We start from the raw sequence: 12,666 nt of genomic DNA, 5'->3' as shown, positions 1-12,666 counted from the left end.
TACTATTTTAAAATACTTTGAGGTGATATGAATGTACAAAGATAACACAATATATATAGTTGGAAATTCTAAGACTAATATGGATAATGCAATTACAAGCAACTTTAATTCTTTTTTCATCGGATTTGTGGTAGATATAGATACAGATGTAATAGTAGACGCAAGTTGTTCTGCCACAATAAGAACTACTAATGATTTTGTGATGAGTTTATTTATAGGGAAAAAAATCTTAGAATTTGATTTTAAATTTGAAGAGGAGATTAAGAGGCGATATCATGGATCCTCTCAACGGGCAATAATAGTAGCCTATAAAGATGCGGTAAAACAATACAATGAAATTAAAGCAAAGCATTTTTAATTTTACCATTTTATCAAGAGAGGTATAAAGTCAAAAATCTTATATCAGTAAATAAAAGATAGTAAAGAAATGCAAGATATCTTACTACTTATTCATTTAAATAATAATCTATAAACTTAATTTTGGGAGGTAATAAGGATGAAGATTACAAATATTAGAATAGGTGAAATTTCTGTTCCACTTAAAACTCCATTTAAAACTGCACTGAGAACTGTTAATAGTGTGGAGGATATAATTGTGGAGATTCACACAGACACAGGAAATATAGGTTATGGGGAAGCACCACCTACAGGTGTTATAACAGGAGATACTAAGGGAGCTATAATAGGAGCAATTAATGATCATATAAAGAAAGCAATTATTGGTATGGATATAGAAAACTTTGAAGAAATAATGATAAAGTTAGATAAATCTATAATAAAAAATACTAGTGCGAAAGCAGCAATAGATATAGCTTTATATGATTTATATGGACAATTATATAAGGCACCTCTTTACAAATTATTGGGAGCTTATAGAAAAGAAATAATCACAGATGTAACTATAAGTGTAAATGATCCAGAGGAAATGGCAAAAGATAGCTTAGATGCTATTAGACGAGGATTTAAAACCTTAAAAATAAAAGTTGGAAAAGATTCTTCAATTGATATTGAAAGAATGAAAGCTATAAGAAAGACAGTAGGCTATGATGTAAAACTTAGGATAGATGCTAACCAGGGATGGAAACCGAAGGAAGCAGTAAAAGTCTTAAGTAAAATGGAAGATGAAGGACTGGATATTGAATTTGTAGAGCAGCCTGTAATAGCTCATGATATAGAAGGATTAAAATTTGTTACAGACAATGTTTCTATACCAGTTTTAGCAGATGAAAGTGTATTTTCGCCAGAGGATGCATTAAACATACTTCAAAAAAGGGCAGCAGATTTGATAAATATCAAACTTATGAAAACCGGTGGGTTATACAACGCACTAAAAATTTGCTCTGCTGCAGAAATATATGGTGTAGAGTGTATGATAGGATGTATGTTAGAAGCAAAAGTAAGTGTTAATGCAGCTGTGCATTTAGCTGCGGGTAAGAGCATTATCACAAAGATAGATTTAGATGGACCCGTGCTTTGTAGTGAAGATCCAGTGGAAGGTGGGGCTATCTTCGAGGATTATAAAATTACTTTAAATGATGAACCTGGTCTTGGTATTAAAAATATTAATGGAATAAGATATTTAAATTAAAATCTATTTTATAAGTTAATTTATTTTGGGGGGGCACTAAAATGGAATTGGAATTGGGAAAATGGGCATTGATAACTGCACCATCGTTATGGGCACTGATACCTTTATTGGTTTATCTTGTTATTGTTTTTAGAAACAAATCTAATCTAGCTGGTTTAATAATTGCTACGGTTGTAGCTGCAATTTTAACTGGGCAAAACCTTAAGGCTCTTGCATCAATATTTACTACTTCCCTAGGTTCGTTCTTAGGAATAATAGGGCTCATAATTATGTTTGGAAGTGGGCTTGGATATCTGATGAACAAGGCTAAGGTAAGTCATACACTTGTATACTGGATTGTAAAGAAAATTGGTGTTAACAATGAAAAGAAAGGAATGCTGGCAGTAATTGTTACTTCCATATTAATGTGTGGTTTGCTAGGTACATTAGCTGGTGGCAATGCTGTAATTGCTCCAGTTATTATTCCTGTTGTTGCTGCGGTAGGATTAACTCCAACTACAGTTGCTTCATTATTTAGAGTTTCAGGGGAAGTTGGCTTAATAATGGGACCACTTACTGGTGTAACTCTTGCCACAATGGGGGTTACAGGTCTCTCATATGGCAAGCTTATGTTGTGGGCAGTTATTCCATTTAGCATAGTTTGGATTGTAGCTACATTATTTGCAGTATCTAGAATTCAAAAGAAAACTAAAGGCAGTGAAGTATATGAAATTACAGATGATATGATTGATATTAATAGTATTATCATAACAAAAGAGGAAAAACGAACCACTATTTTATTTATGATTGCTTTTGCACTATTGGTTGGCTTTGGTGTTATCACAAAGCAAGGAACTAATTATGCAATTGTAGTTATGTTAATTTTGGCAATAGTCATTTCTATTAGCAGTAAGATAGAAATAGATTCAGCCATTGATACCTTTGTAGAAGGTGCTTCTAAAATGACTAACATGTTTTTAGTTTTCATACTATTTGAAGTTATGTTTACTATGATTAATCTTGGTGGTGGATTCACAGCTTTAGGTGATTTATTATCAGGGTTAGTTTCTGGGGGAGGAAAAGCAATTGTTATGATAGTTGCATCACTAGTTGGTGGATTCGGTATTGAAGCAGCTGCTGTAGCCGAAATAAATATTGTCCACAAAATGTTTGTAGATTTAGTTACACAAGTAAATTTGCCTATGGAAATCTGGGCAACAGCTATTTTAGCAGCTACTAGGATTACAGGATCAGTATATCCAACAGCAAATTTAGCTGGTCAAATGGGTATAGCTAGATGCAGCAATATGAAAGCGGTTTTAAAAGTATGCTGGATTGGCGCTGTTGCACTTTGGGGTTGGGTTATCCTGTGGTCTTTCGTTGGACCAATGTTAATAGGGTAATTAAAATAACAAAATAAAACAATGTAAAAGAACGGGGCTATTTCAGATTGAATGAAAAATCATTTTGAAATAGCCCTTATATTTATAAGTTTGCTATTTTATCGGTAGCTTAGGTATCTAAGATTTTGAGAAGAAAATTATTTAATTTGACAATAGATCAATTTCCTTATACTCTATTGATAAGATTTATGGCAATATGGGAGTTATTAGAATGAAAAAAATATCTGTAACTTGTATATTGTGAAGTAAATTAAAAAGCTATTATACAAGATATATTTTAATATTGTAATTTGATTAAATAAATTACATACGGGTTATAACTTACATAGATACTACTTTATCTATATAAGTATAAAGGCTTTATTAGGATATTAGTAGGCATTATAACTTTTAATTATTATTTTCAAACTTTAAATATCACAATAACTATGTAGAGAAGAAAATAAAAAGGTTATTAGTCATCTGCAATTTTCTTGAAAGTAGTTTTTAAAAAATATACAAATATGATTTATTTCAAAGAGAAGTAAACTTGGTTGAGAGCTTAATTTCATTACAAGAAAATTGGAGAGAATAAGTATACTCATTATTTAATTAAATAGTTGGAGGTTAAAATAAATGATAGAAAATATAATAGCTGTGAATGAGTTTGATAAGGAAGTTGGGTCCATAGAAAAAATGGAAGCTCATTATAAAGGAATATTGCATAGAGCTTTTTCGATACTCATATTTAATTCTAAAAATGAACTGCTACTTCAAAAAAGAAATGTAAATAAATATCATTCTCCAGGACTTTGGACTAATACTTGTTGCAGTCATCCTAGATACGGTGAAAGCTTACAAGAGGCAATTTACAGAAGGCTGAAGGAAGAAATGGGATTTATATGTGATCTAAAGGAGATATTTAATTTTGTATACAAAGCAGAACTTGAAAATAACCTTTTTGAACATGAATTTGATCATGTGTTTTTCGGGTTTTATGATGGAGAAGTTAACATAAATAAAGACGAGGCTGATGACTTTAAGTGGGTAAGTATTAATGAAATTAAGTCTGATATAAAGGATAATCCCGAGGCATACACTTATTGGTTTAAAGTTCTGTTTGATAGAGCTGAGAGTGAGTTTTATAAATTTATAAACGAAAAAAAATCATAAATTGAGGAAGATTAGTGCTTTAGAGTTTATAATTGGAATTATATTACATAGCAATTGATACAATTTGATGCTTGATGCTATTAATTTTCTAAAGGGAATAATATGATTTTAATAGAGAAAACTATAGGTTAGAATACATATAGAAAGGATGAATAATATGTCTTCAAACCATAGCATTTCTGTTTATAGTGAAATAGGAAATTTAAAATCTGTGCTTCTTCACTGTCCAGGGGAGGAAGTAGAAAATATAGTTCCAGATTATTTAAGAAGGCTTTTGTTCGATGAAATAGTATATTTAGAGCAGGCCCGTAGAGAACACGATCAATTTGCAGATATTCTAAGAAACCAAGGAGTAGAAGTTATTTATCTTACTGATTTAATGGCAGATATTTTACAAGAGCCAAAGGTCAGAAATGAATTTTTAAAGGAATTCATGGAAGAGGGCAAAGTTGTTACACAAGGGCTCCAAGAAGGCATAATGGAGCTTTTTAGCAATTGTTCTCCAAAGGAGCTTATAAGAAAATGCATTGCAGGAGTGAGAAAAGAAGAACTTAAACATATTAAACCCAGGGCCTTAGGTGATATGGTTAAGAATCCATATCCTTTCTACCTTGATCCAATTCCGAATATGTATTTTCAAAGAGATCCTTTTGCGTCTATAGGAAGAGGAATTTCTTTAAATGTAATGGCAAATGAAACACGAAATAGGGAAACTATATTTGCAAAATATATTTTTAATCATCATCCTAGATTTGAAAATGTACCTAGATGGTATAATAGGGATAAAACCCATCCAATTGAAGGTGGAGATATTTTAGTTCTTTCTGATAAGGTTTTAGCTATAGGAATTAGTGATAGGACTGATCCTATGGCTATCGAAAGGATAGCATATAATCTTTTAAGCTCAGATCAGTGTTTTGAAACTGTTTTGGCCTTTGATCTTCCAAAAACAAGAGCTTATATGCATTTAGACACTGTATTTACCATGGTTGATTATGACCAGTTTACTATATTTCCAGGGATTGAAGATCCATTAGATGTTTATAGCATTACCAAAGGCAAAAATGGTACTCTTAACATTAAATATGAGCATGAAGACTTATCTACGGTATTAAAAGAACACTTGAAATTATCATCTATAAATTTAATTAGATGTGGAGATGGAGATGTGATTGCAGCTAGTAGAGAGCAATGGTGTGATGGTAGTAATACTTTAGCTATATCGCCTGGAAAAGTTGTGTGTTATAACCGTAACTATATAACAAATGAAGCCTTAAGAAAAAATAAGATAGAGGTGCTGGAATTTGAATCTTATGAGCTATCTAGAGGACGTGGAGGCCCAAGATGCATGAGCATGCCGTTAATTAGAGAATTTTTATAAGAAATGATAAGATTAAAAGAATGGTTAAAACCATTCTTTTATTTTTTATTATTAATAAATTTAATGCTACATATAAAAATTTATCATGAATCAAAAATATAACTGCATCTTTTAATATTTATATATATTTATTATAAGTAGATTTACAAGTTAGTCTTAGGATAAAACTAGTGGCTGAAGGAGTTTGAGGAAATCTATATTGGAGAGTTAAGAAAACTACTTTATAGTAAAATAGCAATAATTTTAAACTAAAGCTCATGGAAAACTTCAAATAAACTACTCATGATTTAAACCTAATTTGAAAGGTAAAGAAATCCCTAATATGGGCGATAAGTAAGTAAAGAACATTATTGGGGGGAAAAGGGATGAAGAGAGGTAAGGGAATTTGGGTGGTTGCTATGCTAGTAGCATTCACAGTATTATTTTTGTATAATTCTACAAAGCATGTATTTGCTGCAACTAGTATAGAAAGGGAAATGAGAGCTGTTTGGATGTCAACTGTTTTCAATATAGATTGGCCATCTAGTAAAGATTATAATAATGTAGAAAAACAAAAGGCCACTTTAGCTGAAGATATGAAGTTTATTAAGAATCAAAATATGAACACAGTATTTTTTCAGGTAAGAACTATGGGGGATGCATTATATCCTTCGAGCTATGCACCATGGTCGAGGTTTTTAACAGGAACCTTAGGGAAAAACCCAGGATATAATCCTCTGAAGAGTGCAATAGAAGAAGCTCATATTAATGGACTAGAATTTCATGCTTGGTTTAATCCTTTTAGAATTGATGGAGGAAGTAGTACTTTCAACAAGCAAGAGTACATAAATAGCTTACCAGCAAATACAGGTTTAAAAAATAATCCAGATTGGATAGTTAGTTATGGTAAGTATCATTGGCTTGATGTAGGTGTGCCTGAAGTAAGGGAATATGTAATGAATACCATCTTAGAAGTTGTTAAAAGTTATGATGTAGATGGTGTACATTTAGACGATTATTTTTATCCTTATCCTGTTAGTGGAGTTGATTTTCCTGATAGCAAATCCTTTGAATTATATGGCAAAGGATATTCTTCAGTAGCGGATTGGAGAAGGGATAATGTTAATAAGTTTGTTAAAGAATTAAATGAGAAGATCAAGGCAACTAAACCTTATGTGAAGTTTGGAGTAAGTCCTTTTGGAATATGGAAAAATGGCGCTTCTGATGGCGGATCAGAAACTAATGGACTTAGTAGTTATAATGCTATTTATGTAGACTCACGAAAATGGGTTCAAGAAGAATGGATTGACTACATAGTGCCTCAAATATATTGGGAATTTGGACATAACACTGCAGATTATAAAACTCTTGTTGATTGGTGGTCAAAACAGATGGAAGGAAAGAAAGTACATCTTTATATTGGTCACGCTGCTTACAAGGTAGGAGATTCCTATGGAAGCTCATGGCTGAAAAGTGATGAGATAGCTAATCAAATTAATTATGGCAGGCTTAATAAGAATGTAAAAGGCGGAGGGTTCTTTAGTTTAAGGGATATAAAAGCCAATAGATTAGGATTTTTTGACAAGGTAAAATCATTATACTCAACTAGAGTAGCAGTGCCAGAAATGGATTGGTGCAAATCTGTAAGAAAAGGTTGGACAATGATACGTAATTCATGGTACTTCCTTGGAGATGACGGTATTGTTAAGACGGGTTGGATTGAGGATAATGGTAAAAGGTATTTTCTTAAAAGTGATGGAGCAATGTATACTGGCTGGACAAAGCAAGATAATTGGTACTATCTCGGAGGAGATGGTGCAATGAAAACGGGATGGTTTTTTTCTACTGGCAAGTGGTACTATATGGGAACAGATGGAACTATGAAAACAGGGTGGATTCAAGTGCAAAACAAATGGTATTATTTATACAGTGATGGACACATGGCGGCAAACACTACTATTAGTGGATACAAAATAGGTAAAAATGGAGTTTGGATTCAATAGAAATGTGGGTTAAAGAAGCTTAAATTTAATTTTAAAAATAAAACTATAAGAATAAACAGATGGAATTAATAAAGTTCCATCTGTTTATTTTTTTATTCTTGATAATTAGAAAGTGTGCTATTTACAGATTGTAATGCATTTTCTACTGAATTAAGAGTAGTTTGGATTTTTTGTCTATTTTCTGGTTTTTCAACTGAATTTAATGCTTGATTTAAACAGTTTGTAGCATCTTGAAGTTTACTTTGTACGTCTTGAACATGTTGTTTTGCGTTTTTTCCTTGATTATTTTGCATGGCAATCGACCTCCTAAAATTTGCAACTAAGAAATGGATTTAATTAAATACTTATGACCATTCTTAATAAGATTTTATCGTCCAAAGCCATATAACTTATAAAATATAATATAAAGTTTATATAGCTAAGACAACAATCTTATTATGTGTTTCAAATAAAAAAACATACTTGGAAATTTTAAATTATTTAGGAAGTTTAATGAAATATATAATATTTTGTCGAAAACATTCGTTTAAAACAGAGTCATATGTTTAAAATTAAATTATTGATTTTAGGATCCGTATAAATAAGTTTTTCAGTACGCTAATTAAAAATCAAGTTTAATAGCTAATTAAAAAGCAAATATCATTATAATTATATCCGTATAAAATTTAATAAAAAACTTATATAAGGCGGTTTCAGTAGTTATATATGCTTTTAAAAATGAATATAAATAAGAATAAATATTAAAGATAAAAAATTGCATGAAAAAGCAATGAATTAAACTATATTGCTAAGAAAAGAAGGATCCACTTAAGTTATAAATATAACTTACCAATAGATAATATCTGGCAAGCATGAAGTTAATTTAAGTTTACAAATTACTTTAAATACATAAACAAGCTAGTTAACAAATAATTAACGAACGATATATATTGATTTTATTTTAATGTTCGTGTATAATCAGTTATGTAGTTCGGAATATTAATAATTAGTATTGTTAAATTTTATAAAGGTAGGTGTTTTGGGTGGATAAGTTTTTTAAACTGAAAGAAAATGGCACAGATGTTAAGACAGAAGCCTTAGCGGGATTAACTACATTTCTTACAATGGCATACATTATCTTCGTTAATCCGATTATTTTATCTCAAGCAGGAATGGACAAAGGTGCAGTATTTGTAGCAACAATTCTTGCAGCAGTAATAGGAACTTTTATTATGGGATTTGTAGCGAATGTTCCTTTTGCATTAGCACCTGGTATGGGACTTAACGCGTTCTTTACTTTTACAGTAGTTTTTGGATTAGGGTTTACATGGCAACAAGCATTAGCAATGGTATTTATTTGCGGTATTATCAATATCATAATTACAGTTACTAAAATAAGAAAAATGATAATAGTAGCTATACCAGAATCACTTCAATATGCAATAAGTGGTGGTATAGGACTATTCATAGCATACATTGGAGTTAAACAAGCTCACTTCCTTCAATTTACTGGAGAAGCAGTTAACAAGGTTGCAGCTCTAGGAGAAGGCGGAGTATTCCAAGATGTAATTCCAGCTATGGTTAACTTTAAAGATCCAGTAGCACAGCTTGCACTAATAGGACTTGTAATCACTATAGTTTTAATGATATTAGAAGTAAAAAGTGCTATTCTTTTTGGTATACTAGCAACAACATTTATTGGAGTATTCTTCGGAGTTACTCAAGTTCCTGAGTTAGGAAGCATGAATTTCAAAGTTCCAAGTCTTGAACCAACTTTATTTAAATTAGATTTTGCAGGATTGTTTTCAGATCCAGGAAAGATATTCTTAGCATTAACAACAATATTCGCTTTCTCATTAACCGATACTTTTGATACAATCGGTACCTTCCTTGGCGCAGGAAAGAAATCAGGAATATTTGATAGTAATGAAGATTATTCATTGAATAAGAATGGAAAAGGTTTCTCATCAAAGCTTGAAAGAGCATTATTTGCAGACGCAACAGCAACTTCTATCGGAGCATTGCTTGGTACAAGTAATACTACTACTTATGTAGAGAGTACTGCAGGTATAAGCCAAGGTGGAAGAACTGGTCTTACTTCAGTATTTACAGGAATCTTTTTCTTACTTTGTTTATTCATAGCTCCTATAGCAGGAATGGTTCCAGGAGCAGCTACAGCACCAGCATTAATAGTTGTTGGTATTTTAATGGCTGAATCTCTTCAAAAAATAGAATGGTCAGATTTAGGAATTGCAATTCCAGCTTTCTTTACAGTAGCATTTATGCCATTCACATACAGTATCACAAATGGTGTAGCAGCAGGATTCATATTCTATTGTATAGCTAAATTATTAAAGAAAAAAGGCAAAGAAATACACCCAATTTTATATATTGTAACTGGATTATTTATTCTAAGTTATCTAATTTCAGCAATGATATAATAAATACTAATAATAGAACTTCCATCTTTTTAGGTGGGAGTTTTTTTTATAGCAATTTATTTCAGCTAAGAAGTTGGATTTACTGTTAGATACAATGGACTCACAAATTAAGAAAATCATCATAAAATATTTAAGAGTAGTAATTAGTGAGGAGTTTTAGTTATGACGAGTTTAATGTATTTATGTAATTTTATAGAAGAGTTTATCCCTGCGGGTGGTGAAGTACTAATACTAGATGAACCCTGTAAAGGTCCAGCCATTATAATGGGTGACTTGGATGGAGATGGAAGAAAAGAAGTAATTGCTGCATATAGATATCAAGATGAAATTTTTTTAATATTATTAAAGAATTATTGTGGGATTTGGAAAGAGGAAGAAACCGTTAGGGGAAAGGGTTACAATATAACATACTTAGGTATTGCACCAATAATAAAAAACAATAGTAGAGAATTAATTGTTGGGTGGCAAATAGGTACAATATGGTCTGCACTTAGTATTTTCCAATGGACAGATAAAGGACTTAAAGATTTAATGAAAGAAAATTTATATTTTAGTAAAATCGAAGTGGGATATTTAGGTGGGAAAAAAAGCAAGAGTCACAAAGCGAAAGTAGCACTATGGTCTCATTTTACTGGAGAAGCTTATGAAATTCAGGTTTACAGCTGGAAGGACGGGGAGTTAGTGATTGATCCAGGTACTTACGAGCATTACTTCCAAAGGGTAGCATTATACTATAAGGAAAAGCTTAAAGAAAACCCTGAATTATTATTCTATTGGTATTTTTTAGCTGATGCTCAAATTAAAATAAAAAACTATGATGAGGCATTAGTTTCAATCAACAAGGCATTACAATCACCATATCCATTCCCTTCTAAGAAAAAGTTGATTAAAATAAAAACAGAATTACAAGAAAGAATATCCCGTAGAAGTGAAGAATTGTATCCTGCATCGTTAAAAACAATAGAAAATTTAAGATGGGGGTATATAAACTCACAAGGGGATCTCCGTATTAAACCTAACTTTGACTATGCAATGGATTTTCAAAAAAATGGTGTTGCAGTAGTAGGAGCTAACAACCTTCAGGGGATAATTGATGCCAATGGTGAATACGTTGTGAAGCCCATATATGGTAGTATAGGAAATTTTGCGGAGGAAAGAGCAGCTGTAATTGATGATGAAGGTTTTAAGGTAATAGATGAAACAGGAAGGATATTGACCACGAAAGCCTATAGTTTCATAGGAACCTATGAAGACGGGCGTGCATTATTTGCAAATAATAGGGAGGATGGAAAATACCTTTACGGATATTTAGATAGAGAAGGGAACGAGGTAATTCCCCTTCAATTTGAGTCAGGAACTGATTTCAAAAATGGCAGGGCTATTGTGAAGGTAAAAGATAATGTTTATGAAATGATTGATGTTCAAGGGAATATCATAACTACTTATAATTATGCTTTTGTGGGCAATATGAATGAAGAACTATTGGTATTTCAGCCTATTGGAAATGACAAATATGGATATATTGATTACCAGGGAAATATAATCATAAGTCCAGAGTTCATGTGGGCCAGTGCCTTTGAGGAAGGAAGAGCTGTAGTTAATGCATCTGATAGCTTTTCAAACAAAATTGGACTTATCGATAATAAGGGCAATTTTATAATTAGCCCTATATATAATGACATAAACTTATTAGGGCAAGGAAGGGTGGCCATAGGTAAAGCTATTGATGAGGAGAAGCCTTACATGGGTTCTGTTTATGCAATTGGAGATATTGAAGGAAACTTACTTACAGAGTTCAGTTACTTTGATGTTTCAAATTTCAATAATGGATTAGCATCTGTTTCTAACGGAGAAAAAACCTTCTTCATAGATACCAATGGAAAAGTTCAAGAGGATTTACCAATAGTGAATGGTGAGGGTACTTTAACCTTAGATGGAAATATAATTAAAGGATATATAGATCTTAGAACTTTTTATTTAAGTAAGGATGGGGATGTAATTTGGAGTCAAAATACAATTATTCCACTTAACAATCAATATGAAGTAGTAGAAGTAAAATATAAACCTAATAAGGATTATTTAGTATATTATCCTCAAATAGAAGGAATGGAAAGCAAAGCAGCAGAGGATAATGTAAATGAAAACTTGAAGGAATTGTCTGCTATTAAACCTATTGAAAGTGATACTCAACTTGAATATAGTTATTCCGGAGATTTTTCAGTAGAGTTTTTCAAGGAGAATCTTTTAGTTTTAAATCTTAATGGATATGAATATTACTTTGGGGCAGCTCATGGCATGCCTAGTGATGTGTATGCTCATATAAATCTATTAACAGGGGATATATATGAATTAAAGGATTTATTTAAGGAAGAAAGCAACTATGTAAAGGTTCTTAGTGATATAGTGGGGCAACAAATAAAAAATATGGGTGAAAACTCATATATTTTTACTGATACTTATAAGGGAATAAGAACAGATCAGCCATTCTATGTAGATGAAGATGAACTAAATATCTATTTTCAACCCTATGAAATTGCTGCTTTTGCCGCTGGATTTCCTACTTTCAAAATACCATTTTCAGAAATTGTCGATATTATTAATATTGAAGGTGATTTTTGGAAGTCATTTCATTCTTAAAGTAATTTAGGCGCAGAAAATTTCTTTGTAAACTAAATGAAATGAACCTCCCATAACCCAATAAGATTAAAATAGTACTGAAGCATTTAAATTAATCATTTCAGGATACTATATGAATGTATAA

9 protein-coding genes are annotated in these 12,666 nt (G+C 31.5%); 8 read left to right on the top strand and 1 reads right to left on the bottom strand.

The features are described 5' to 3' along the window. The first annotated feature begins 31 nt into the window (after window positions 1-31). The 6 genes from RR409_RS11755 (at window position 32) to RR409_RS11730 (ending at window position 7,485) form a co-directional block, all read left to right on the top strand. On the top strand, window positions 32-358 hold the full coding sequence (locus RR409_RS11755) for a DUF3870 domain-containing protein (RefSeq protein ID WP_332557951.1): 327 nt from the start codon (window positions 32-34) through the stop codon (window positions 356-358). A gap of 138 nt (window positions 359-496) precedes the next feature. Continuing rightward, window positions 497-1,588, top strand: a complete 1,092-nt coding sequence (locus RR409_RS11750; RefSeq protein ID WP_332557950.1) for a dipeptide epimerase — start codon at window positions 497-499, stop codon at window positions 1,586-1,588. 41 nt (window positions 1,589-1,629) lie between these two features. Beyond that, window positions 1,630-2,970, top strand: coding sequence for a TRAP transporter large permease subunit (locus tag RR409_RS11745; protein ID WP_332557949.1), 1,341 nt, complete (start codon window positions 1,630-1,632; stop codon window positions 2,968-2,970). Window positions 2,971-3,585: 615 nt separating this feature from the next. Then, entirely contained in the window at window positions 3,586-4,122 is a 537-nt protein-coding gene (idi, locus tag RR409_RS11740) for an isopentenyl-diphosphate Delta-isomerase (protein ID WP_332557948.1), read from the top strand. A 157-nt stretch (window positions 4,123-4,279) separates the two neighbouring features. Continuing rightward, window positions 4,280-5,503, top strand: coding sequence for an arginine deiminase (gene arcA, locus RR409_RS11735; RefSeq protein ID WP_332557947.1), 1,224 nt, complete (start codon window positions 4,280-4,282; stop codon window positions 5,501-5,503). A gap of 365 nt (window positions 5,504-5,868) precedes the next feature. Further along, window positions 5,869-7,485, top strand: coding sequence for a family 10 glycosylhydrolase (locus RR409_RS11730; protein ID WP_332557946.1), 1,617 nt, complete (start codon window positions 5,869-5,871; stop codon window positions 7,483-7,485). A 92-nt stretch (window positions 7,486-7,577) separates the two neighbouring features. On the opposite strand, the gene RR409_RS11725 is transcribed toward RR409_RS11730, so the two are convergent. Beyond that, window positions 7,578-7,778, bottom strand: coding sequence for an EscE/YscE/SsaE family type III secretion system needle protein co-chaperone (locus RR409_RS11725; protein ID WP_332557945.1), 201 nt, complete (start codon window positions 7,776-7,778; stop codon window positions 7,578-7,580). A gap of 729 nt (window positions 7,779-8,507) precedes the next feature. On the opposite strand from RR409_RS11725, the gene RR409_RS11720 reads away from it, so the two are divergent. Beyond that, on the top strand, window positions 8,508-9,905 hold the full coding sequence (locus RR409_RS11720; RefSeq protein WP_332557944.1) for an NCS2 family permease: 1,398 nt from the start codon (window positions 8,508-8,510) through the stop codon (window positions 9,903-9,905). Between the two features lie 162 nt (window positions 9,906-10,067). Next, window positions 10,068-12,542 carry a WG repeat-containing protein gene (locus tag RR409_RS11715; RefSeq protein WP_332557943.1) on the top strand — a complete coding sequence of 825 codons (2,475 nt, stop codon included), beginning with the start codon at window positions 10,068-10,070 and terminating at the stop codon, window positions 12,540-12,542. Window positions 12,543-12,666 lie beyond the last annotated feature (124 nt).

Origin of the sequence: Clostridium sp. (assembly GCF_036642255.1) — a bacterium.
Lineage (GTDB): Bacteria > Bacillota > Clostridia > Clostridiales > Clostridiaceae > Clostridium_J.
The sequence above is the reverse complement of the archived record's forward strand: the minus strand, read 5'-3'. Positions and strand labels throughout refer to the sequence as shown.

Coding starts and splice junctions, on each gene's coding strand:
- arcA (WP_332557947.1), top strand. CDS start 4,280: ATGTCTTCAAACCATAGCATTTCTGTTTATAGTGAAATAGGAAATTTA.
- RR409_RS11715 (WP_332557943.1), top strand. CDS start 10,068: ATGACGAGTTTAATGTATTTATGTAATTTTATAGAAGAGTTTATCCCT.
- RR409_RS11745 (WP_332557949.1), top strand. CDS start 1,630: ATGGAATTGGAATTGGGAAAATGGGCATTGATAACTGCACCATCGTTA.
- idi (WP_332557948.1), top strand. CDS start 3,586: ATGATAGAAAATATAATAGCTGTGAATGAGTTTGATAAGGAAGTTGGG.
- RR409_RS11750 (WP_332557950.1), top strand. CDS start 497: ATGAAGATTACAAATATTAGAATAGGTGAAATTTCTGTTCCACTTAAA.
- RR409_RS11755 (WP_332557951.1), top strand. CDS start 32: ATGTACAAAGATAACACAATATATATAGTTGGAAATTCTAAGACTAAT.
- RR409_RS11725 (WP_332557945.1), bottom strand. CDS start 7,778: ATGCAAAATAATCAAGGAAAAAACGCAAAACAACATGTTCAAGACGTA.
- RR409_RS11730 (WP_332557946.1), top strand. CDS start 5,869: ATGAAGAGAGGTAAGGGAATTTGGGTGGTTGCTATGCTAGTAGCATTC.